Raw genomic sequence first — 23,676 nt, 5'->3', positions numbered from 1 at the left:
CCGGCCCGGGCGCCCCGGGCCGCCGCCCCCCCCCCGGGGGTCCCCCCCCGGGGGGGGCCGCCCCCCCCCGCGCCCCCCCGGGGGGGGGGCCCCCGGGGCGGCGGTCCGAGGGTGGTGCGATGTGGTTCGCGGGCCGCCGTGGCTCAGGAGGCGGCGGTTCAGGAGCCGACGGTTCAGGAGGCGGTGCGCACCTCGGAAGACGAGGCGGCGGCGGAGGCCGCGACCGGGGTGACCTCGACGAGACCGGCCTCGCCGAAGGTGAGCTTGCAGGTGTCGGCGCGGTAGGTCGCGACGGCCAGCGCCACCAGGCGGCCGGCCGAGGCGTACTGGGTCGTCATCACCAGCACCGGCGAACCCGGCGGGCGCTCCAGCAGGACGGCCTCGTCGGCCTCGGCGACGCCCAGCTCGACCGCCCGGGACTCGCCGTCGACCTCCAAGCGCTCCAACTGGCGCAGCACCGAACGGGCGCGGTCGCTCTCGGCGCGGAAGCCCGGCAGGTGCGGCAGCGCGCAGGCGGGCACGTGCAGCGACTCGGTGGCCACCGCCCGGCCCTCGACCAGCCGGACCCGGCGCACGGTGTGCACGGTGGCGCCCTCGGCGATGCCCAGGTGCTTGGCGAGCTGCGGGGAGGCCGGGGCGGTGGTGCAGTCCACCGTGCGCCAGGACTGGCTGCGCCCGGCACCGGGCCAGCCCTCCTCCTGCCGGTTGACCGGCACGCCGACGCGCGGGGCGGCGATCAGGGTGCCGATGCCGCGGCGGCGGACCAGGCGGCCCTCCAGCTCCAGCTGGTCGAGCGCCTGGCGCAGCGTCGCGCGGGCAACACCGAAGCGGGCGGAAAGCTCGCGCTCGTTGGGCAGCACCTGGCCGGTGGAGAACTCCGAGTCGATGGCGCGGAGCAGCACCGTGCGCAGGTGCCAGTACTTCGGCTCCGGTACCGACGTGAGCTGCCCTGTCGTCCCCACCGTGTCCTCCACCCTGTCGCGTCCGCCCGGCCGGAGTGGCGGGCTGAGAAGAGGGGCGGATCGCGGGCCCGCTGTCCGCTGTTGCGGCAGGTGGGAGAGCGGGCCTTTATCCGTCCTTCTTTATTAAAGGTCCTTGCAGTAAGCGACCCTAGGGGCATCTCGCGGAGATGGTCAAGACCAATGGCACGGCTTGGTGCGACCGTCGCGGGACTTCATGCCGCGTTCACGTCATTCACGTCCGGACGCGCGTCACGGCGCGGGCCGTACGCATCCACTCGGTAGGCTGCCCGGGTGATCGTGGTGACGAGTGTGAACGTGAACGGAATCCGGGCCGCCGCCAAGAAGGGCTTCATCGAGTGGCTGGCCGCCACCGAGGCGGACGTCATCTGCCTGCAGGAGGTGCGCTCCGAGCCCGGCCAGCTGCCCGTCGAGCTCCGGGACCTGGACGGCTGGCACGCCGTCTGGGCCCCGTCCGTCGCCAAGGGCCGGGCGGGCGTCGCCGTCCTGTCCCGCGCGGAACCGCAGCGGACGGCGATCGGATTCGGATCGGAGGAATTCGACAATTCGGGCAGGTACGTGGAAATCGACCTCCCGGGCCTCACCGTCGCGAGCCTCTACCTCCCCTCCGGCGAGGTCGGCACCGAGCGCCAGGACGAAAAGGAACGCTTCATGGCGGAATTCCTCGTCCACCTCACCGCCCTGCGCACCCGCGCCGCCGCCGACGGCCGCGAGGTCGTCGTCTGCGGCGACTGGAACATCGCGCACCGCCCCGAGGACCTCAAGAACTGGAAGGCCAACCAGAAGTCCGCCGGCTTCCTCCCCGAGGAGCGCGCCTGGCTCTCCCGCGTCTACGACGAGGCCGGCTACGTCGACGTCGTCCGCGCCCTCCACCCCGACCGCACCGGCCCCTACTCCTGGTGGTCCTACCGCGGCCGCGCCTTCGACAACGACTCGGGCTGGCGCATCGACCTAATCGTGTCCACCAAGAATCTCGCCGATAAGGCCATCGAGGCCTACGTCGAACGCGCCGCCACCCACGCCGAGCGGTGGAGCGACCATGCGCCCGTCACCGCCGAATTCGACTTCGACGGGAAGTAACCGACAAGCATGGGTGGTTGACCAGAAGCAACCGGGCGGCCCCTCGGCCATGCCGGGGCCGCCCAACCTCAGCAAACCAGGACAACACGGTCTGCTATCTCACTACCTGATCTGCCGGCACCGTTTTGACAACGCGATTCATACCCCGCCCCGCGGAGCGAACCACCCCGCCGCGTCTGGGATACCACGGCTTCCCGGACGCTACACGCGCTCGGCACTGACGCCTACGCCTCGAGTCACGGGACCGACAGCGCGCAGGCCCTTCCGATACTGTCGGCGACACGGCTGGCCGCTGAGCTCCACCGCGCTGGACGTGACGCCGATGAAGGCCCGGCGTATCGCCACGCCGACTGCGGGCGGCAGCAGGTAGGACCGCCGGATCGCTCGATCCGTTGCGGCAAAGAGGGCCTCGCTGGTGAGGCTGCCCGATGCCTCTGGGGAGTCGCGACCGACGATGTGGTCCCAGATGCGAGCCGGTCGCAGAAGGCCAGGAGAGACGCGGCGATGTCCTCGCACCTTCTGCGACCCGAGTCCGGGTGCTACTCGTCGGCGAAGCTCCGGCGAATGACCCGGTGCACGAGATCTGCGAGGTACGTCTTCGAGTGGCCATTCGGCGTCTGTGCCTCGTCGGCGCGCCACAGCGGCTACCAGCTCGCCATGTGTAGCGTAGCCCCCGGCATGAGCTTCGTCCCAGCCGCCGCACGCAGCCGTTTGCCGGCGCGCCGCCATGGGGACTGTATTGCTCGCTCCGCGCCCCGATAGCGGGGCGCGAGAAAGAGCCAGATGCACGCGCCCATGGCCAGCTCAGCCGCTTCCTCGTGGCCGTCTCCCCCAATATCGCACGCGAGCACCCCCTCGATGATCACTCCGACGGCCCCGCCGTAGCCGTAGGCGCTGTCGGGCCCACCGATCGCCAGCGACCAGGGGGTCTGGACAGTCACCGGCTATCCAGACCTCTGCCGCCACTATCCGAATTCAAACGTAAACACCAAGCCCTGAATGGCCCAGTGAATCTCTCCGCTCAAATGGATCATCAACGCATTCTAGGCACAAATCCTCTCTAGCACACTACGGCACCTCCAGCAATCCTTAGGGGATCCCTCTTGCGGCCACAACCGCAACAGCCATCACCCAACAAAGACGATAGACCCAAGTATCACCGAAGGGCTCCGCGACCATTACCACGGAGCCCTTCTCTTTTTCATCAGGCAATACGGATCAGAAGCTGCGCGTCGGATCGCAAGAAATGATACCTTCTAATCACCGTACAGATCCAAGATAAACCGCTAAAGCCGCCTTAGATCGCACACCGGCGACATATCAGATCCTCCCCAAAGGCAGACATATCAAGGCCATTCGATACTCATATCAGTGCGCGTCCGGCCCCGATTCTGGACCCACATAGATCTCCGTACCGTCGGCATACCACGCCCTCGTATACCCGCCAGCCGGAGCGGAGATTACAAGCTTTCCAGCCTCCAGTGCAACCATTCCGTCATCCCCCCCTTCCGGCCATTCTACGGAGATCGGCGAACTCGGACGTAGGGTAGTTTCATCTGCAGTTGGCTCGAAAGCCACCACGATTGGCCGATCCGACTCGATAATGAATCGCATTTCTCACTCCTTAAGATTATCCATATAATACTGGAGCAAGTGCGCCCTGGATTGGGCACTCGGATTGAGCTTCGAGCGATCTACACCATCCCATTTTGCCGCCGACTTGTCGGCTATATTTTGATAGAAGTTCCGCCACATCTTAGCTTCTGCTTTAGTGAGTCCAAGCTGATCCATTGTTGATACCTGTTCGGGCGTCTCGAGGATCCTCGCATTTTCGAGAGATTGGCCGCCCCATGCCACCTTGCCAAATGCCGTTCGAGTGGGTGCCCCCAATCGCTCCCATGTTGCGTCGAGCTCCTTTACGCCGGGAACTGCCCATTCATCGCAAGGCGCACTGTTGTGGACGAGTACCGGCGAACCGCCTGCAAGCACATAGTACGTGTGCTACGCGACCCCTCCCTACCTGCTTTCTCGCAGGTCAACGGTGGCTTGACGGTCCGTCGGCGTCCGTAGATGTGCGCTGAAGTCCGTGGTTGTTGCCGTCACTACTGCCGTCAGAGGTATAGACCAGTCGTGCTGTTGTCGGCCGCGCGCGTGATCCTACTGCCATGCTCCGGGCTCGGCGCGGACGACGGTGCGGGTGGTCTGCTCGTACGACTGGTGGCCAGTCTGCGCGCAGTGTCCGGCGATCCAGCGTGTCAGCTCTTCCGGGGTGTGCAGCTCGCCGGACGCGGCTCCGCAGTCCTGTTCTTCGCCGGTGATGCAGACGGCTTCGAAGGTCGGCAGCGCCAGGGGGTCAGGGTCGGTGGTCACGCTGTACTCGCGGAACCGGTAGCGGGTGGTCGTGCCCATCAGCGTGTCCTTTCATCGGGTATCGAAGGTCTGCTGCCGTGGAGACGTGGCGGACTTGGCCGTCACTGCTAGTGAGGTCGGGCATCCTCGGTCGTCTCCTGCGGGGCGGGGATGCGCTGCCCGCGTGAGTCCGCGATTCTGAGGGCATCCGACAGGGCCTCGGTCAGCCGGCAGGCCAGCCAGCGGTATTCGACGGCTGGCCCCGCGAGCGTTCCAGGTGCCAGGACGCCTCGGGCGTACTCCAACAGTTCCTCGCCCATGCCGATCTGCACGGTTTCGATGTCGTCGGCGAGGGTCGAGAGGTAGCCCCTGCCGTCGGTGCTCAGGTAGCAGGGGTTCCCGTCCGGGGTGGTCCAAGGGAGCAACCGAGGCCCCTCCCCTGCGGACTCCGCACTCCGACGAGGCAGGCGTTCCGCTTGGCTGCTGTTCTGGTTCATCGTGCCCGCCCGTGGTCGGCTCCGCTGTGGCTGTTGATCAGGGTCCCCTTTGGCGCGAACCTTGCGGAGTAGCCAGCGTGTCTGCCTCTGTGTCTGCCAAGCTGGCCAGGTGAGGGAGACGGTCGGGGAACTGGTCAGGCGGCTGCGCCTGGCGCGCGGTTGGAGCCAGCGGCGGCTGGCAGAGGTGCTGGCCGAGGCTGCTCCTGAGCGCGTTCCTCCGACGCGAAACGACGTGTCCCGCTGGGAGATCGGCACTCGGTCCCCGCGCGAGTGGCTGCCCTTCCTCGCGCTGGTGCTGGAGGTTCCCCGCGAGCTGCTGGAAGCGGCGAAGGCAGTCCAGCTCCCCGAGTCCGCGCCGCGTGTGCTGACCGTGGCCGACTTCCTGCCCGCGGGCGACCCGCTGTCCCTGCTGAGCGCCCGTACGGGCCGTCGGATCGGGGCTGGGCAGGTGGCCGACCTGGCTCAGCGGGTCCACGGCCTGCGGCTGGCCGACGACGTGGTGTACGGCAAGGACCTGATCGGCCCCGCCCTGCGGGAGCTGCGGGCAGCGGTGAAGCTCTACCGGGAGGGCACCCACACCGAGGAAGTGGGAAGCGAACTGCTTCGGGTCATTGGTGAGTTGTCTCAGATCGCCGGGTGGGTGGCCTCCGACGCGGGCGAGCATGCCGAGGCCGAGCGGATCTACCGGCTCGGCATGAGTGCGGCCCGTGCGGCGGGGGACGGGGTGCTGTCGGGGAACGTCGCGGGCTCGCTGGCCTACCAGTGGAGCAACACCGGACGGGCAACCGACGCGGTGCACCTGGCCCGCGCCGCCCTGGACAGCGCCGGGCCGGACGCCCCGCCCAAGGCTCGCGCGCTCTACTTGGACCGCGTGGCCTGGGCCCAAACCCGCGCCGGGCAGGACCGCCCGGCGATGACCGCCCTCGGGGAAGCCGGCGAAGCGCTGGCCCAGGACTCGGCCGGCACCGAATCGCCGTCGTACCTGTACTGGATGGACGCCGGGGAACTCCAGGTCATGGAGGCCCGCGTCTACACCGAGCTGCATCGGCCGCTTCGCGCCGTGCCGCTGCTGACGGACGTCCTGGGTCGTTACGACGCCAGTCACGCGAGGGAGTTGGCGCTGTACCTGTCCTGGCTGGCCGTGGCCTACGCCGATGCGAACGAGCCTGAGGCCGCAGCCGGGACGGCTGGCCGGATGCTCGCCCTGGGGCAGAGCGGCAGCGAACGCACCACGGAGCGCACACGGATCGTGCTGGATCGGCTGCGGGCATTCCGTGACGTCCCCGAAGTCGCCGAGCTGCTGGCGTCCTGATCGTCCCGATCGCGCGGGGGTCGAGTTCGGACTGCTGCTTGCGGGTGTCTCGGCACTCGGCGGGCTTGCGCACGCTCTGGTTACTTGGCACAGGAGCGGTCGGCGGGTCGGCGGGGAGCCTGCGCTGCGGAGCCGAGGCGGCGTCGGACATTGCCCACGGCGGGCCCGGTGGCGGGAGAGGAGGGTCGGACCTCTGGCCGACCCTGTGCCCGCGATCCGGCCGTAGGACGGTCGCAGGCGACAACTTGCTCCGCGACGCGGGCAAGGAGTCCTTATCCCACAACTTGCTCCGACCCTGGGCGGTGCTGGGGTAAGCAGCGCTTATCCCACAACTTGCTCCCATCGGGCACCAGTCGAGCCCCGCTCACGACCTGGCGGACCGCTGGCTGCCGACACCCGTGAAGACCTCGGGGCCGGTCCGACCCTGGGTCGGTCGGCGACGTCGGGCCACCTCCAATGGGCGGGGCCCGACTTGAACCTCGTAGAGAAAATCTGGACGCACACCCACGGCTGGCTGGGTGGGTTTGGGAGCCCGCCGGGGTGGGGGCGGTCAGTAGAGCTGGACGCGCGTGATGACGCAGTGGGGTTCGGGGGCGTCGGCGACGACCACGTACTCGGCGACGCCGAGGGAGCCACCGGACCCCAGTGGGATGCGCCGCTGCTGGGGCCAGCGGTCGGAGGCTGTGCTGCCGGGCACCAGGCCGCGCGTGGTGTTGATCAGCACGCTGGCGGAGACGATGGCGCTGAAGACCTCGCCGGTCACGGCCGGGTCCTGAAACAGGGCCTCGACCTCCGGGGACAGGTAGCAAGGCCACCCGTCGTCGTCCACCCCGTCCTCGTCGTCGTACGGAGTTCCGGAGTCACTCAACGGGCAGCCCCGCCGCACGCCGGGCCTCGACCGCGTCGGCCACGCTTGTCAGGGGCAGCGTGCCGGCGAGGGCGGCAGCGGCGAGCTGATCCCCATGGGTCTGGTCGGCGTCAAGCACCGCCTCACACCACCAGTGCCGCAACACTGCCTCTGCCTCCTGCGGAGCCGCCGCCAGCAGCTCGCGGTAGAACTCCATCCGCCGCGCCCCGGACAGCGCCGCAGCGATCCCCTCGGCGTTGCGCGGCACCGGATCGCCCGCGCCTTCCATGTGGACGGACTGCACCGACATGGCCACCTCCCTGTCTCTGCCCCTACCCGGCCAGTCTGCCTCCCCGGCGCCACAGGCGTCGACACGGCCGCCGTCCCGGTGGGGCTCTGGACCCGAGCCGACCCTATCCGGGTCACGTACGCGACGCGCCGAGCGCCGGGAATGTCACCCGATCCAGCGACCGGCGAGCGGATATCCCCAGGTCAATCGCGGTGCTTGCCGCTCAGCTCCAGGGCTTCGACGCGGCCACGCAGGGCGGTGAGCTGTTTAAGCGCCTCGGCCAGCGCCAGCTCCAGCGCCTCGACGCGAGCCGCCGTCCCGCCCACAGGCGGGTTCCCTGCCTCCGGGTCACCGGTGTCGGTGTCGGCGTCGGCGTCGAGGCGGGCGTCGGGGTGGGCGACGAAGGCTCCCTTGCCGGGGCGGGAGATCGCGTAGCCGTCCTGCTTCAGCAGGGCCATGGCCTTCTGCACGGACAGGCTGGAGGCCCCGTACCCCGCCATCAAAACGGCCTGCGTCGGCAACGCGTCCCCAGGCTTCAGCTCCCCGGAGCGGATCCGCCCCCGCAGGGCCTCGGCGATGACCTCGAACGTCAGCAGCACCGTGCCGCCCGCCGGTCTACGTCCCCGCCGCCCCACCGTCACCGCAGGTCACCCCGCTTTCTCTGCGCCTCTACCACCGAAATCCGGCCCGTCCAAAACGGAAGACCGGGGCCACAGTACCCGCGTCCCCACCGGCCACCGAAATAGATGAGGAGGGATGCACTTGAATGCGCGCTTGAAGCGATGCTACCTTCACGCACCGCTGGCGAACACCACCGCTGAACAGGCCAGACGTCCCCGGCCCACCATCCGCGCCCGCCGTCACGCGCACCGTGCCCACGTGCGCCGATCACCCGGGTCGCCCCTCAAACGCCTCTCCTCTTCTCCCGACTCCTGCCGGAGGTCTGTCCCCATGCCCGCGCAGCTCCAACTCCCCACCCCCGCAACCACCTCCACTCCCGCCAGCACGGCGTGCGCCGCACCGGCGCGCACCACCAGCGCCGACACATCCACGCACAGGAACTCGGCGCTGGAACGCCGGGCGCGGCTGACCGCCAGGCTCGCAAAGCTCGCCGCCGCCGGATACCTCGCACCCCTGGCCCGGCAGATCGGCTCACTGGGCGGCTGCGCCCGCCCGATCCGCATGACCGGCCACCGCACCCGCCTGGACACCACCACCGGCCAGATCCTCGACCACCTCGACACCCGCCACCTGCCCGCCGGCGAACTCCTGCTGCGCTGCGGCAACCGCCGCACCACCCGCTGCCCCGCCTGCTCCACCCTCTACCGCTACGACACCTACCAGCTCATCGCCGCCGGACTACGCGGCGGAAAAACCGTCCCCACCACCGTCGCCACCCACCCCCGCGTCTTCGCCACCCTCACCGCCCCCGGCTTCGGCCCCGTCCACAACCAACCCGGCACCGCCCCCTGCACCTGCGGCACCCGGCACGCCGACGGCGACCCGCTCCTCGGCACACCGCTGAACCCGCAGCGGTACGACTACACAGGCGCGGTGCTGTGGAACGCCCACGCCCCAGCCCTGTGGGCCCGCTTCACCACCCACCTGCGCCGCGAGATCGCCAAGGCCGCAGGACTGACCCAGCGCACCCTGCGCCACCACGCCACGCTCTCCTACGCCAAGGTCGCCGAATACCAAAAGCGCGGCCAGATCCACTTCCACACCGTCATCCGCATCGACGGACCCACCGGCCCCACCAGCACCCCACCCACCTGGGCCACCACAGACCTCCTCGACCACGCCGTCCGTACCGCCGCCCAGCGCACCCGTGTCCAGCAGCAACGCCTCTCCGGGGCCGGGGGAGCCGACCGGGCACAGCTGCTGGAGCCCCCGGTGTTCTGGTTCGGGCACCAGATCGACGTCCGCGCGATCCGCAGCACCGACTTCACCGGCGACGCCCCCGTCACCGACCGCCACGTAGCCGCCTACATCGCCAAGTACGCCACCAAGGGCGCCGAAACCACCACCGGCACCCTCGACCGCCGACTCCGCTTCCTGGCCGAACTCGCCCAGCACGACCTCACCGACCACGCCCGCCGCATGATCCACACCGCCTGGCACCTCGGCACCCGGCCCGAGCACACCCACCTCCGCCTGCGCCAGTGGGCCCACATGCTCGGCTTCCGAGGCCACTTCTCCACCCGCACCCGCCACTACTCCACCACCCTCACCCACCTCCGAGCCGAACGCACCACCTGGCGCGCCCGCCAAGACGACGCCCAAGAGTGGCCTGGTCAGAGCCAGCCGGTCACTGACCGGCACAGTGACCGCAGTGACCGCGCTGCCCTGACCGCCGGTCACACCGACCCCAACGCCGGTCACCGCAGCGGTCACCGCACGCAGGGCGGGCGGCGCATTGGCGCGGACACGACCCTGGTGATCTCGCACTGGCAGTACGCCGGAAGCGGCCTCCTGCCCGAACTCGTCCACCTCACAGACCTCCTCGCCGCTGCACCACAGCCCCGGCCCGAGCAAACAGCCCACCCCCGGCAGGCGCGACGCGCCGATGACCGAGCCGGTCACTCCACCGGCCCGCTGACCGCCCCCGTCCAGACGGAGGCCAGCGCGTGAACCCCGACCCCGAACTCCTCACCGTCCCCCAGGTCATGGCCCGACTCAAGATCAGCCGCTCCACCGTCTACGACCTCATCCGCACCCGGCAGCTCGCCTCGATCACCATCGGCCGCTCCCGCCGCATCCCCGCCCACGCCCTGACCGCCCTCATCCACCACCACCTCGAAGAGGCAGCCTGATGACCACCCCCAACACCAACCCCGCCTCCACTCCCGGTACCGGCTCGCGCAGGGTCCGCGCCAACGGCGACGGCACCGTCTACCAACGCAAGGACGGACGCTGGGAAGCCGCCGGATACGTCCTGGCCGTCGGCGACACCCGCAAGCGCGTCCGCGTCTACGGCATCACCCGCAAGGAGGCATTGACGAAGCTCACCGAGAAGATCGCCACCAGCAACCGCGGGGTCCCCACCCCCTCCGCGCAGGGCAGCGTCGCAGCGTTCCTCACCTACTGGCTGGAGACCGTCGCTGTCCACCGCCTCCGCGAGAACACTCACACCCGCTACACCGCTTGCACCCGCCTCTACCTCATCCCCGACCTCGGCAAGAAGAAGCTCTCCAAGCTCACCGCCAAGGACGTCCGCACCTGGCTCGACCAACTCCGCACCACCTGCCAGTGCTGCGCACGTGGCCTCGACACCGCCCGCGACCAGCCCCAGTGCTGCGCGGTCGGCAAGTGCTGCGGCAAGCGGCTCTCGCCGCTGACGCTGGCCTACGTGCACTCCGTGCTCAAGTCCGCCCTGGAGCACGCCGTCCGGGAGGAGGAGATCCCCCGCAACGTCGCCAGGAACGTCCGCATGGGCACACCCCGCCCGCGCCGCTTTGAACCCCTCACCGCCGAGGAGGCGCGCGTGTTCCTGACCGCGACGAGCGGTCACCGGCTGAGCGCGCTGTTCGAAGTCGCCCTTCGGACCGGACTGCGCAAGGGCGAACTCCTCGGCCTGCGCTGGGAGGACCTCGACCTGGCCGGCGGGACCGCCAGCATCCGCCGCACCTTGCAGCGCACCAATTCCAGCGGCCTGACCGCTCTGCCAACCAAGACCCAGAGCTCGGAACGGCGGATCGCCCTGCCCACCCCATGCCTGCGCTCCCTCGAACAGCACCGCGACCGGCAGCGCCAGGAACGCCAAGCGGCGGGGGCGGACTGGAAGGACAGCGGCTACGTGTTCACCCGGCCCGACGGTGCCCCGATCGAGGGAGCCACCCTCACCCGGCACTTCACTGCCCTGCTCCGCCGGGCCAGGCTCCGCCGCATCCGCTTTCATGATCTTCGGCACTCGGCAGCAACCCTGCTCCTGGAGCAGGGCGTCGAACTCGTCGTCATCAAGGAACTCCTCGGTCACGCCCACATCGGCGTGACCGCGACGGTGTACGCCCACGTCCGGCTCCGCCTGCAGAGGCAGGCCATCGACCTCCTCGGCAACGCCCTCCGTGACCCCACCAAGCCCGTCGCCGAGCCCGACGATGGTGACGAACCGCCGCTTTGTGCAATCACCGTCCGTTGACGTTGCCGTCAACTACTGCCGTCAAGACGGCAAGAAGCCCCGCCAGGACCACCACGGTCCTGGCGGGGCTTCTTGCCGCTCAAATCATGGAATTACATTCCCTGATGCCAGCTAATGCCGGGCATAGCTTTTTCTTGCACGGGCTAGGACGTCGACAGCCTGTGCAGATCCAACGCGCACTCGGACGGCAGGAGATGACGTTTCGAGAAGCGAATCCCCAAGTCCGGTGGCCAAGGCCCGCAAGGCGGCCTCTCGCACAAGACCGAACTCGCTTTCATCGTCGGCGATATCCATCAAACTTTTCGCCAAGTCCGTCGGCCCGCCTGCCTTTCGAAGGTGCCTGCCAGTGATGGAAATGGCGATATCTCGAACATCGCCATCAACATCCCAATCGACTCCAGCCAGGAAGCTGCGGAGCTCAGGGAGGAGCTCAGAAGACATCCCCCAGTAGTCACCAAGTACCTGCAAGGCAAGGCGGGACAGCATTGGATCCGCAGGCATACGGAGATACTGCCTGACAGCCTCCGCTTGGGCAGAGGAACCCGCTAGTCCAACCACGTGCAACGCTGTATACAGGTCTCCCTGACTTGTCCGGCCCTTAGAAATTGCCTCCACGGCAACGCCGAGCTCTCTAGCGCTCAGCGTCCCAGATTTCGCTTTACTGAGCATGTCTCTAAAATCTGCCATCAGTGCCTCGGGACATATTTCTCTGAGTAGTCGAGCAGTTTGCTTGCCTGGCTGAGTTCGTCCTGCAGTGATGGGAAGCTCGGGTCATCAACCCCTGCCTTTGACATCTGCACCTTGATCTGGTGAATGCGATTCAGGAGACCCTTCTGAGCGTCTCGAACCTCCCCAACATGGTCCCAAGGAGTTCCATCAGCCTTTCGCGCAACAACCTCGCCACCGAGTTCGCGTTGAGCGGCATCCAGATCCCTGAAAGTGAGATGCTCGGCAATCCTGTCTGTCTTTGTCGGAATGCCGCAGCTCGAATTATGCACAAGCACTGGCATGGTACCAGCGAGTACATAGTACGTGTGGAGGTCGGAGACTGTGAGGTTGTAGGTGACAACCTCCTGATGATAGTTCCGTACGCCCGCTACGGTGACCGAAGCTCCGTCGGAATTTCGGAGTTCTTCACCCGCCCTAAGCTCACTGGCTTCGGTCCAGCGTCCGTTGGTAAGGCTCCAGAAGGGGTGGTGCCAGGTAGTGGTCAGCGTTCGGCCCTGAGCCTGCTCTGATGCACCCGAGGCCAGTGCCCCCTGGAACGACAGGTCGGTGAAGTCCTCGTCATTAGGTGTCACCACGACAGCCGCTACGGCCTTGTAGCCGGTTTCTCCCGTTTGAGGATTCGTTGCAAGAACTTGGTCCCCGACCTTGATTTGTTCGATTGGCGTCTGCTGGCCGTCGGCCATGACAACGAGGGTTCCCGCAACGAAGCTCTGACACAGACGTGCGCGCGCGCTCCCAGAGAGGCCTCCGAGCTCTCCCGGCCTGCCGCCTCTGGCAGCGAGGCCCATCATCGACCCGGCGACTGCATTGGCCGCCTTCTCAGCCGGGGACGGTCCGAAGGGCGTCTCAAGTGGGGCACCGATGGCGCCGTGCCCGGTCACTTGCCCTTCGAGGCCGCAGTCGATATAGAGGCAGTAGTTGGCTCGGAAGAAGTCGGCTTCTTCCTCAGTTGCGCCATACTGCCACATCCGCAGTGCCGCCCAGTCGACGGAGCTCTGACCCGAGTTGTACTTGATGCTTACACGGACCTGCTCAGCGGTGGACGCGATTCTGACCGGTTCCTGATGCTGGGCCATTCCTGCCGTCTTCAGGAAAGAGCGCATAGTACGTTCTTCCAGGGAAGGACATGAGTTGTCGTTCCTGCAGTCGAATGATCCGTAACCCTTATTTCCTGTGTTCCCGTGATCACCTTCGAGGGGCCCAAGGTCGACCGGCAAACGAGCGCAGCCAGATAGATCACAGGACGGATCTGGCCTAAGGCCCGTCGGGTCAGAGAGGTTTACGGGATCGTTGGTGCTGTAGGCGTAGCCGTTCCACTGCTGGGGGTTGGTGGTGTCGAGGATCGGGTCCGGGCTGATGAAGCGTCCGGTGGTGGGGTCGTACTGGCGTGCTCCGAGGTTGGTGAGGCCGGTGGTGTCGTCCTTGCTGCCGCCGACGAAGCCCTTGGTGCCGGCCCACGCCGACACGGTGGGCTGGGCCCCGCGGGGGTTACCGAAAGGATCGGTGGGTCGCCGGGTGACGGTCTGGTTCGCGTCCGTGTTGACCTGGACACCGTTGGTGCCGTGCGGGTCGGCCGCTTGGATCAGGACGGTGCCGCCGCCGATGGCTGCGGTGACCCTGGTGTAGGTCAGGCCGCCGGGCGCGGCAAAGGAGCGGACGTTGTTCGTCGAGCCGCTGGACGTGTCGAGAGTGAGTTCGTCGGTGGGCAGGTTGAGCGTGGTCTTGCCGGGGTTTCGGCGGAGAAGCTGGTTGCCGTCGGCGTCGTAGAGGTAGGTCGTGGCGTCGGCCTGGCCGGTCTTGGTGAGGGTGTCGAGCTTGTCCTCGCCGTTCCAGGACAGGGTGGTGGTGCCGCTGGTGTCGGTGATGGCCGTGGTTCGGCCCTTGGCGTCGTACTGGTAGCCGACAGCCTTGGTGCCTGCGGGTCCGGTGGTGGTGGAAGTGAGCAGGGCGTGGGGCCCGCCGGTTCCGCCGCCGGTCTTGGACGCGCTGGTGGGGGTGTTGGTGCTCTTCGCGGTTCCGAAGGTCTGGGTGGTGGTGGTGTCGTTGAGGCTGTTGCCGGTGATGTCGTGCTGGATGAGGCCGGTGCGGTTTCCGGTGGCGTCGTAGCTGTAAGTGTTCCAGTACGGCACCGGGCCGCCGATGGTGCGGCCGCCGGGGTTGACGGTGGCTGGGCCGCTGACGTTGTTGCAGCCGCCGATGCCGGGGACGGTGGTAGAGCTACCGGTGCCGTGCTTGGTGCCGGCCGAGTCGGTCCAGTCGGCGGTGGTGGAGGTGCCGCCGGTGTCGGTCCAGGCATTGGTCAGCCGGCCCAGGTAGTCGTAGGTGAAGCACTGGGTGTCGGTTGCCGAGGCGTCCTGGATGTTGGCAACGGACGTGATCCGCCCGGACGGGGTGTAGGTGTAGCTGGTCTGGTCGATGGAGACCGTGCCGACCTGGCGGTCCACGAAGGAGTTGATGACCCGTCCGGTGGCCCAGTCGTATTGCTGTGTGGAGACGACCTGTGTGCCGTAGTCGCCGGCCGTGGTCCGCACGGGCCGGGCGAGGGCGTCGTAGTCGACCTGCTGGACGATGCTCTGGTCGAGGCTCGCGATGGAGAACAGGAGGCCCGTAGTGGTTCGGGCGTAAGTGGCGGACTCAGCTGGGAGTCCTCCGGCCGCGGGAATGCTGCTCTGCGTCAGCGCGCCGAGGACCGGGCTATAGGTGTTGGTGGTGGTGTAGGTACCGGCGAGCGCCCCTTCGACGGACGGGATGATGACGGAGGCCCCGAGCGGCCGGTAGGCGGTGTCGTAGCCCGTGACGGCCTTGGTGTAGGCCGCTCCGCTCGATCCGCCCACGTAGCGGGTAGAGGAGGTGGGCTGGCCCTTGGCGAGGGTGTCGTAGACCCAGGAGGCCAGTTGGTTCGTCGGCGCCACGCTCCCGTTGAACATGCCGGTCTTCCGACCGAGCAGGTCGTAGGTGTAGGCAAGGGTGTTGCCCTTGGCGTCGACGGTGTGATCGATGCGCGAGTTGGCGTCGTAGAAACTCTGCGAGACACCGGTGTCCGGATCGGACGCGGAGATCTGCCGTCCGCGCAGGTCGTAGGTGTTGGCCCAGGTGTTGCCGCTGCTGTCGGTGCGGCCAGTGGGCTGGCCGATCGGTGAATAGGTGTAGCTGGTGACGTCCGCGTCGGCGCTATTGCCCGTCGCGTTGGGCGTGCGGTACTGCCACAGCGCAGTGGGGTTTCCACGAGCGTCAGTCATGGTCGAGCTCGGCGTGCCACCGCTGGGCGGGGTGGTGTCGGTCCGGTCCGCTCCCGGGTAGGCGCTGGTGGCGGCCCACTGGAGGTTGCCGTAGGAGCGGAACTCCGCTCGCACGACGCGTCCGTTGCCGTCGTAGGTGTTCCAGGTCTGGCCCGGTACCTGGCCGTCGGCTGCAGGCATGAAGATCGACTCGGTGGGGAACGACTTCCCCTCGTAGTACGCGGAGGAAGTCTTGATCGCCCAACCGTGCGTGTCGTAGACGGTATCGGTGATCAGGCGACCGGTCGGTCGGGCGTCGCTCGTTCGCTGGTTTTGACGCGGACGGCCCAGGCCATCGTAAATGTCGATGTTCACCGAATACGTGGCCGCGTCGTCGTTGAGCGTCTCGGTCTTGACCGTGGACGGTGCCGAACTGCCCTTGACCCCGTAAGTGAACCTTCGGCTCGGGAGCTTCGCCGTCGGGCGGTCCGGCATCCAGACAGCGGTGAGCCGACCGAGTGCGTCGTACTGCTGCGTGATGACGCGGCCGTTGGCATCAGTGCTGCTCAGTGTCGACCCGCGCGCCGGATCCTGCGTGACCATCGTGGTCCAGCCCGCGCCCATGGGACCCACGGCCTGTACCTGGGTCGGGAGCGCACCATCGGCCGGGGTAGGCAGGACCTTGGTTACCGCAGGAGTGACCGACGGTCCGCTCAGCTGCGCGCCTGCGGCGTTGTAAGTGGTCCCATCGGTGGTCGCGTTGGTCAGGCCTCGGCCATACACGTCGAAGGTCGCGTTACCGACCTGGGTGTAGACGGCGTTTCCGGCCTGGTCGAAGTGGTCGAGTGCCTGGGAGCTGGATCCGTCCCCCGTCGTGCCGGCCCGGCCGAAAGGCTTGCCGTCGTAGATCGTGTGGCTGCCGGACAGGGTGGTGGCCGAGGTGGCCTTGCCGGAGCAGGCACCCTGGTAGGTGATCTTCTCCGAGACCAGCGTCAGCAGTTGCGGGTTGTCACTGACCGCGTAGCTGGTGGTCGCGCAGGTCTCGGGAGTGGCGGCGGTACCGTCGCCCTTGTCGTCGACCTTGATGGCACGGTTGCCGTTGGCCGGCTCCGTGGTCGTGACCTTCGTTGTCGTACGCCACGTCCCGTCGGCCAGCCTGGACTTGGTGATCGCCGTGGTCTCGGAGTCAGGCCTCCAGGCGTAGATCTTCGGCGCGCCGGCGCTCTGGGCGTGGGTCGCTGAGGTCTGCTGCCCGTTGTAGGTGGCTCCCGAGATGGCCGTCACTGTCCCACCAGCCTGGTCGAAGACCTCTGTGGCTACAACGCGGCCGGCGAGTTGGGCACTGTCAGGGACGCTGCCGCCGAGGGGGCTGGGAACGTCGGGGACGGTGCGTAGGGTCTTGCCGTCGGCGAGATAGTCGCCGGCCATGCCCCGCAGGTAGGTGACACGCTGCTGGGTCTTGGGGGCTTCGCTCCCGGCACCGATGCCAGTGGTCGTGGTCACGGACTGGTAGCCGCGGAACTGGTTCCAGCTGCGGGTCCTGGGGTCGGTGAACTCGCCGTCGTTGCGGTGCCAGGCTGCGCCACCGCTGTAGGTGTACTCGGTGGTCTTGGCGATCGCGGGGGTGCTGACGAGGTCCTGCTCAACGACGCTCTTGACGAGGGGCTTGTCGAACCAGTCGTTAACCGGGTCCGCTGAGGACTGGTTGGGCAGGTACCACTTGACGGGCATGCAGGCCATCGAGTTGTTGTCCTCGGATGCCGGCATGCGGTTGTTGACGCGGGAGCACTCGGGATCGGTGTAAAGGACGTTGATCCGCGCGCCCGTCTCGGTCGTGATTCCCTGAATGCGCGGGCGCATGAACCACGGCGAGGCCGGGACGACTCCGTCGATGCGGTTGGCCCTCATCTTGTACTGGAACTGCGCCGGGGGCAGGTTCTTGATCTCTGCCTGGCCGTTGCTCGGCACGCGCTGGACGGAGTCGAGCTGCAGGAGGCGCTTGGTTCCGTCACCGGGGTCGGCGAGTTCCTGGTTGAGGTTCCAGGTGTCGACGGTGCGGTAGGCGGAGTTGACGAGAACCTGGGTGCTGATGGTGGTCAGGCGCTTGGTGGTGAAGAAGGTGGGTGCCGAGTTCACGCAGGAGCTGTCGGTGCAGATCTGGTCAACGGGCGTGTCCGGCCAAGAGTCGGCGTTGGCCGTGGTCCGCTGGCCTTCGGAGCAGTCAGTGGTGGCGTTGGGGGTACAGCGCTCGGCAACGGCGAAGAGGATCTTGGCTGCCGGGTTGGCGCCGCCCTTGGCTGCCTTCTGGTCGTCCAGGCGCTGGCCGTAGCCGATCTCCTTGAGATAGCCGGCCCGCTGGTAGTCGGTGAGCGTGCCGTTGGAGCCGCTCTGGACCTTGCCGCGCTGGTACTTGTTTCCCTCGGTGGCGTACTTGTACGTGATCAGATTGCCGTGGGTGTCGACGACGTAGTCGAGCTGCCAGCGCCAGGCCATCTGACACCAGGAGTTATTCCCACTGCCAGAGTTGTAGCAGGGGTCGCCGTTGTTCGGCGAGTACACCGGCGTGGTGAGAACGGAGTTCGCGGCCGGATCACTGCCGTCACCTCCCGGCAGATGGTTGAGCCCGAAGTAGTACTGGACGCCGTCGGGCGTGGTGATCCGCCAGTACTCCATGCCCTGGTAATCGACGTCACCTGCGGCCTTGGGCGCCCCAGTGAGTTGCTCGACCTTGGCGCCATCGTCACCTTCGAGGTGCCAGGTACGTGTCGCGTCGTCGCGAACGATGGCTCCGGAGCGTCCGGCAAGGGAGAGGCTGGCGTTCTGCCCGCCCCAGCATGCGTCGGCAGAACCGGTGATCCCTGCCGCGTCGCAACTGCGGTAGGACCGTTCGATGTAGCCAGGCTCGTAACCCCAGCCGTCACCGACCCACGACGGCTGTGCATTGACCGCGGACGTCTTGCCGTCCACATCGGCCGAGTTGTAGCCGAGCGCCACAGCCGGAGCCGCACCGCCGAGCGCGGGCGGCACCTGAATCGGGTAACTGTAAGTGAAGTTGCCCGTGCCGGACCCGGCGGTCCAGGCCGACGACGAAGAGAGGGACGTCGCCGTGTAGTTGCCCATAGCACCGTTCGGCGACGGTGCCGCAGCGAGCACAACCGACCCGCCGCTACCTCCCGCACCAGGGTCTGCCACCGGCTGCGCTGGCGCCGCCACTGTGAAGGAGGCCTTCACCGCGCCGTTCTGCCCCTGATGGGGGGTCGATGCGCTGGGCATGGTGACGTCAGCAGTGATCTTGCCGCGCCCGTCGGCGTTCGCCGGGACTGGGGTCTGTGTGCGGCACTCCGGCACGTCCGGCGAGGTCAACGCACAAGACGGCAGGGCGACGAGGACTGCCCGGTCGGACCATCCGGCGGCCTGCAGTGCCTTCAGGTCCAGGGTGACGCTCGCAGAACGCCCGCTGCCACCGGCACCCGCCTCGGCATCGGCCACGGCGATGAGCGGGCCGGTGACGCCGGCAGCCTTGCCCTTGTCCTGTCCGGTCACCTGAACTGTGACCGTGCGCGCGCTCTCCCCCTTGCCAGTAGTGGGAGCAACGGTGACGGCCAGCGTCCCGGCCCTTGAACCGTTCGCGCCGCTGGAAGCAGGCGAGGCACCACCGGTCGCCCTGCGGGCAGCCTCGGCCTCAGCGCTATCAGCCCCTACCGTCACTGTCGCAGTGCCGGTCACCAGCGGCGCTGCGGGCTCCGGCGTCCAAACAGGAGCCTTGACCACCGGCTTGGACGCCGATATCTGGACATCTTGCCCCGCGACCGAGACCGTTCCGTCGCCCAGGGGTGTGTGGGGAGGGGTCCAGACCTTGCCCTTCGGCTCGGGGTAGGTCCACGCCACGGCCGGCGGAACAGTCAGGCCTGTCAATGTCAGGGCGACTGTCGCCGCCACAGCAGGCGACCGCCACCGGCCACCTGCTGGTCTCCCGGCCCGTTTACGGGCAGGCCAAACCATCGTCACATCTCCTCGTTTGTTGTCGACATGGCGGCAAGTAAGCACGCCGTCTCATGGTCGATGTGACGATACGTGCAGGCTCTGACACGCCCTGAGGGCGTTCAAGCACCTCCATGAGATCTTTATAAAGTCTTGATGTCTCGATCCGTCCGTATCCAGACATACCTATGCAAGATGCCAAACGGTTTGACCTATCGGCAGGTCAGGCCACATCGTTCCCATCCGAACGCAGACCCACGACGGCGTCTGCCGACCGGGAGGGACTCACAAAGGCATCATGTCCACCACGCCACGGACAATCGCGCACACACCACCACCATCGATACGCAGGCGCACCACTCGTCTGACCGCACTCGCCGCAGGGTGCGTCCTCAGCCTCGGCCTGATCGCCGCGCCGTCCGCACTCGCCGCCGACTCGGCCACACCGCCCGTGCACGGGCCTTTCGACGGCACGGCGCCGCTTATTCCGACCAAGCCAGCACCGCCTCGCACGCCGCTCCAGCAGGCGATGCTCGATGCCCTCGCCAAGGCCAAGTCCACGGGCAAGCCGGTCGTTGTGGACGCGATGACCGATGTGGCGTCGAAGACCGTGGCGAACCCCAACGGCACCCTGTCAACGACGGACAACGCGCTGCCGGTCCGGGTGAAGCAGGCCGGCGGCTGGGCCGACATCGACTCCACCCTTCGCCAGAATCCCGATGGCTCGATCAGCCCGGCCGTCGCCGGTACCGCGCTGATGTTCTCCGGAGGCGGCAGCGGTCCGATGGCCACTTTGGCGACGGCCGACGGCAAGACGTTGTCCGTGGGCGCCCCGTTCGCTCTGCCAAAGCCGGCCCTGAACGGGGACACGGCGACGTACGCGAACGTTCTGCCCGGTGTGGACCTCCAGGTGACCGCCCTGCCGGTCGGCGGCTGGCGCGACGTCATCGTCGTGCGCACGGCAGAGGCCGCGGCCAACCCGGCGCTCAAGACCCTGCGTTTCCCGCTCACCGCCCAGGGCCTGACGGTCGCCTCCGACGACAAGGGCAGCATCGACGTCAAGGACGACAAGGGCGGCCTGCGGTTCCGCTCCCCCGCCCCCCTGCAGTGGGACTCCGCCAAGCCCGCGCCCTCAGCTTCGGCCGTCGCCTCCAGGTCGTACGCCCGCACGGCGCTGACCGCAGCACCTGCCGCCGAGTCGGCGCCCGTGCCCGCAGGAACCGTCCCGTCGACGGCCGAGGCTCCGGGCGATGGCGCGAACATCGCCGCAATCAGCACCAGGGTCACGGGTGATGCGATCGAGCTCACCCCTGACCAGAAGGCTCTCGGCTCCGGCACCGGTCCCTGGTACCTGGACCCGACGCTCACCGCCGTCACCAGCTACACCCAGAGCTCCGTCGAGGTCCAGGAGAACTACAAGAGCGCGAAGAACTGGAACACCAAGTCCAACCTCGCTACCGGATTCTGCGGCTACCACAGCTCCGACCCCAGCCTGGACTGCGGCAACACGGGCCGGCAGCGGGCGTACTTCCAGTTCGGCGTCAACCCAGCCATCTACACCCAGGTCGGAGGTGCGGAGGTCCCGCCGACCCTGTACACATCGACCCTCAACGCCCAGGTCACCGGCGCCTCCAGCCCCAGCACCACCACCAACCTCGGCGTCTACTGGGCCCCCACCGGCATCAACGGGGACACCAACTGGTACCAGCAGCCCTGCAACGACAACGGTAACCAGGTCATGGGCGGCTGCTCCTACGTCGGCGGACAGCCGATCACCGGCTCCGGCCCGATGGCCGTCGACGTCACCGACATCATGAAGCAGGCGGCCAACGGCAAGTGGGCGACCTGGACCATCGGCATCGCCCCGAGCGACACCGAGTGGACCAAGGAGTACCGCCACACCATCGCCAGCAACCCCAGCGTCACCACCACCTACGACATCACCCCCACCGTGTGGAGCCCACACACCATCCCCGCGCCCGGCTTCGCGAGCAACAACAGCAAGGCCGAGTGCACCACCGGCGGCGCCCACCCCTGGGACAACCCCGGCTGGGTCGGCAGCAACCAGAACATCAACCTCACCGCCAGCAGCTACTCACCCAGCGGCCAAAACCTCTACACCGGCTTCCACCTGTGGGACGACAACGACCCCAACTTCAGCCTGGGAAGCAACAACGGCGGCTGGCTCGGCAGCTACAACAACCCCGGCTACACCCTGCCTGTCGGGTCCCTGAGCGACGGCCACCAGTACGGCTGGTACGCCCAGTCCGCCGACGGCCTCCTCACCTCGCCGCAGAGCGCCTGGTGCTACTTCCGCGTCGACAAGACCAACCCCCGCGTCAGCATCAGCTCCACCGACTTCCCACCGTCCGGCACCCCCAACCCCACCCCGGCCAAGTACATGAACGACTGGGGCACGTTCACCATCAACGCCGACGACCCGTCCCCGGGTGCCGGCCTACAGGCCTCCGGCGTCGCCTGTGTGCGCGTGAGCACCGATTCGACCGTGGTGGTCGGCTGGAAGTGCGGTGACAACGGCACCCTGCCGGCCGGTCAGGCATACAGTTACCAGCCGCACCAGTGGGGCACCAACACCCTCTACGCCCAGGCCATGGACAACGCCGGCAACTACAGCCAGCCCGCCATCTACAACTTCTACGTGCCCTGGAAGCCCGGCACCCAGCCCCTGTTCGGTGACATCGACAACGACCAGAAGGCCGACATCGTCCTCAGCGACAAGAACGGCGACCTGCGCATCATCGGAGGTACCTCCGACCCGGCTTCCTCCACCGCAGCTCCCGCCGCCGCCGCGCCCGGCAACAACAACTACGGCGCCACCTGGGCCGACTACCAGATCAGCCACCGCGGCGCCTTCACCGTCGGTCAGCCCGTCGACCAGCTCGTCGCCCACTACACCAAGGACAACGCGCCCGCGCTGAAATCCGTCCTGTACATCCTGACCAACGACGGCGGCGGGCACTTCGACACGCTCACGCCCATCACGCCAGCGCGGCCTGCCTGCATGATCTACGGCACCACCAACACTGCCTGCGACGGCTACAACTCGCAGGACTGGAGCGATGTCTCGCAGGTGATCGCCTTCGGCACTCCCAAGGGCGAGGCCGTGGGTCCCAAGGTCGGCGATCCGACGAAGACGGTCTTCACCAAGCAGACCTCCGTCATGACCCTGGAGAACAACAAGCTCTACATCTTCAACCCGTCCGGCAACGCCTTCGGCAGCGCAACACTCATCCCCACCGCTTCCGGCAGCTGGAGCGACCTTGAATTGATCAACCCCGGTGCCGCGAACGGCATCACGACCAATCCGAAGGCTCCCGCGGCGACTGCGGCCACGAACCAGCCCACGCTGTGGGCGCGCAACCGCATCACCGGCGACGTCTACGCCTACCCGCTCGGCTGGAATACCGACGGATCCGTTGACTACTCCGCGCTGACCGCGCCCGACAAGGGAATCAAACTCACCACCACCCCAGTGCCCGCGGCCACTTACCCTCGTATCGGCGCCGCGACCCTTTACAACGGCGACAACGTCTCGCTCTGGGCCGTCGACACCAAGAACGCCATCACGATCTACCCCGGCCTGAACCCCAGCGGCGTCGCCGGCAAGGTCGACAAGCTCGACGGGCCACAGAACGCGGGCTACACCGACGCAAGTTTCTCCGTCCACCCCAACAGCGTCGGCTCGCAGTGCATGGACGCTTCCGGCGGTCCCCGCGACGGCGCCGAACTCGCCATCTACAACTGCTGGAACACCGTCAACCAGCGATTCAACTTCGCCACCGACGGCACCATCCGCGCTGGCAGCTACTGCCTCTCCACCAAGGACAACGCCCTCGCCAACGGCACCCGCGTCATCCTCACCACCTGTAACGGCACCGACGGCCAGAAGTGGACCATGCGCCCCGACGGCCGCATCTACCTTCCCGCCACCGTCGACGCGGCCAACCCTGGCGGCCGATGCCTCGAACTACCCGGATGGGCCACCGACCAGGGAACCCGCCTCGGAATCTGGAACTGCCCCGGCCTGCAGGCCAACCAGCAGTGGACCATCGCACGCGAACGCACCCCGTAGCGCAGCCACCACCCGCATAAGGTGAGCTGGCGGAAATACCTGCAGGGCGAGGCTCCAGTAACTCCCGGAGCCTCGCCCTGAGTTCTTCGTCTCGACCCTGCACAGCCCGAACGAACAGCGCTCCATAACCAGGCCTGAGAACCTGGGCTCTGCCAAGTAGTAC

Annotated in this window: 13 protein-coding genes; 6 read left to right on the top strand and 7 right to left on the bottom strand. The window is 67.6% G+C overall.

What is annotated here, in order from left to right:
• Positions 1–173: 173 nt before the first annotated feature.
• Positions 174–962 (bottom strand): GntR family transcriptional regulator, encoded by a 789-nt coding sequence (locus ACFV4F_RS08055; RefSeq protein ID WP_380442310.1) that lies wholly within the window; start codon positions 960–962, stop codon positions 174–176.
• Between the two features lie 291 nt (positions 963–1,253).
• Here ACFV4F_RS08055 and ACFV4F_RS08050 point away from each other — a divergent pair, with 291 nt between their 5' ends.
• Positions 1,254–2,060: an exodeoxyribonuclease III gene (locus ACFV4F_RS08050; protein WP_380500927.1), complete on the top strand. Its 807-nt coding sequence runs from the start codon at positions 1,254–1,256 to the stop codon at positions 2,058–2,060.
• Positions 2,061–4,217: 2,157 nt separating this feature from the next.
• Here the strand turns inward: ACFV4F_RS08050 and ACFV4F_RS08045 are convergent.
• Both ACFV4F_RS08045 and ACFV4F_RS08040 read right to left on the bottom strand, forming a co-directional pair.
• Positions 4,218–4,469, bottom strand: a complete 252-nt coding sequence (locus ACFV4F_RS08045; protein ID WP_380500925.1) for a hypothetical protein — start codon at positions 4,467–4,469, stop codon at positions 4,218–4,220.
• A 68-nt stretch (positions 4,470–4,537) separates the two neighbouring features.
• Positions 4,538–4,906 (bottom strand): hypothetical protein, encoded by a 369-nt coding sequence (locus ACFV4F_RS08040; protein ID WP_380500923.1) that lies wholly within the window; start codon positions 4,904–4,906, stop codon positions 4,538–4,540.
• A gap of 109 nt (positions 4,907–5,015) precedes the next feature.
• Here ACFV4F_RS08040 and ACFV4F_RS08035 point away from each other — a divergent pair, with 109 nt between their 5' ends.
• A complete protein-coding gene (locus tag ACFV4F_RS08035; protein ID WP_380500921.1) occupies positions 5,016–6,218 on the top strand; it encodes a helix-turn-helix transcriptional regulator in 1,203 nt (400 codons plus the stop codon).
• Positions 6,219–6,768: 550 nt separating this feature from the next.
• On the opposite strand, the gene ACFV4F_RS08030 is transcribed toward ACFV4F_RS08035, so the two are convergent.
• The 3 genes from ACFV4F_RS08030 to ACFV4F_RS08020 all read right to left on the bottom strand — a co-directional run bounded on the left by ACFV4F_RS08030 (position 6,769) and on the right by ACFV4F_RS08020 (position 7,953).
• Positions 6,769–7,086, bottom strand: a complete 318-nt coding sequence (locus ACFV4F_RS08030) for a hypothetical protein (RefSeq protein WP_380500919.1) — start codon at positions 7,084–7,086, stop codon at positions 6,769–6,771.
• Complete coding sequence (locus tag ACFV4F_RS08025) at positions 7,079–7,375, bottom strand: hypothetical protein (protein ID WP_380500917.1); 297 nt, start codon at positions 7,373–7,375, stop codon at positions 7,079–7,081. The genes ACFV4F_RS08030 and ACFV4F_RS08025 overlap by 8 nt, the downstream gene beginning before the upstream one ends.
• Positions 7,376–7,557: 182 nt before the next feature.
• A complete protein-coding gene (locus tag ACFV4F_RS08020; protein WP_380500915.1) occupies positions 7,558–7,953 on the bottom strand; it encodes a winged helix-turn-helix domain-containing protein in 396 nt (131 codons plus the stop codon).
• A 352-nt stretch (positions 7,954–8,305) separates the two neighbouring features.
• On the opposite strand from ACFV4F_RS08020, the gene ACFV4F_RS08015 reads away from it, so the two are divergent.
• The 3 genes from ACFV4F_RS08015 to ACFV4F_RS08005 are packed head-to-tail and all read left to right on the top strand — an operon-like array spanning position 8,306 to position 11,492.
• Positions 8,306–9,985 carry a replication initiator gene (locus ACFV4F_RS08015; protein ID WP_380500913.1) on the top strand — a complete coding sequence of 560 codons (1,680 nt, stop codon included), beginning with the start codon at positions 8,306–8,308 and terminating at the stop codon, positions 9,983–9,985.
• Positions 9,982–10,167 carry a helix-turn-helix domain-containing protein gene (locus ACFV4F_RS08010; RefSeq protein ID WP_380500911.1) on the top strand — a complete coding sequence of 62 codons (186 nt, stop codon included), beginning with the start codon at positions 9,982–9,984 and terminating at the stop codon, positions 10,165–10,167. The genes ACFV4F_RS08015 and ACFV4F_RS08010 overlap by 4 nt, the downstream gene beginning before the upstream one ends.
• Positions 10,167–11,492, top strand: coding sequence for a tyrosine-type recombinase/integrase (locus tag ACFV4F_RS08005; protein WP_380500909.1), 1,326 nt, complete (start codon positions 10,167–10,169; stop codon positions 11,490–11,492). Before ACFV4F_RS08010 ends, ACFV4F_RS08005 begins: the two co-directional genes overlap by 1 nt.
• Before the next feature lie 686 nt (positions 11,493–12,178).
• Here ACFV4F_RS08005 and ACFV4F_RS08000 read toward each other — a convergent pair.
• A complete protein-coding gene (locus ACFV4F_RS08000; RefSeq protein ID WP_380500907.1) occupies positions 12,179–19,327 on the bottom strand; it encodes a polymorphic toxin-type HINT domain-containing protein in 7,149 nt (2,382 codons plus the stop codon).
• Positions 19,328–19,718: 391 nt separating this feature from the next.
• On the opposite strand from ACFV4F_RS08000, the gene ACFV4F_RS07995 reads away from it, so the two are divergent.
• A complete protein-coding gene (locus ACFV4F_RS07995; protein ID WP_380500905.1) occupies positions 19,719–23,513 on the top strand; it encodes a ricin-type beta-trefoil lectin domain protein in 3,795 nt (1,264 codons plus the stop codon).
• Positions 23,514–23,676 lie beyond the last annotated feature (163 nt).

The organism is Kitasatospora sp. NPDC059722 (assembly GCF_042733235.1).
GTDB lineage: Bacteria > Actinomycetota > Actinomycetes > Streptomycetales > Streptomycetaceae > Kitasatospora.
Note: the sequence above shows the minus strand (reverse complement) of the source record. Positions and strands in the feature narration are given on the sequence as shown.

Bases quoted from the DNA above. Each gene is read 5' to 3' on its own strand.
- ACFV4F_RS07995 (WP_380500905.1), top strand. From the start codon at position 19,719: ATGTCCACCACGCCACGGACAATCGCGCACACACCACCACCATCGATA.
- ACFV4F_RS08005 (WP_380500909.1), top strand. From the start codon at position 10,167: ATGACCACCCCCAACACCAACCCCGCCTCCACTCCCGGTACCGGCTCG.
- ACFV4F_RS08040 (WP_380500923.1), bottom strand. From the start codon at position 4,906: ATGAACCAGAACAGCAGCCAAGCGGAACGCCTGCCTCGTCGGAGTGCG.
- ACFV4F_RS08015 (WP_380500913.1), top strand. From the start codon at position 8,306: ATGCCCGCGCAGCTCCAACTCCCCACCCCCGCAACCACCTCCACTCCC.
- ACFV4F_RS08045 (WP_380500925.1), bottom strand. From the start codon at position 4,469: ATGGGCACGACCACCCGCTACCGGTTCCGCGAGTACAGCGTGACCACC.
- ACFV4F_RS08025 (WP_380500917.1), bottom strand. From the start codon at position 7,375: ATGTCGGTGCAGTCCGTCCACATGGAAGGCGCGGGCGATCCGGTGCCG.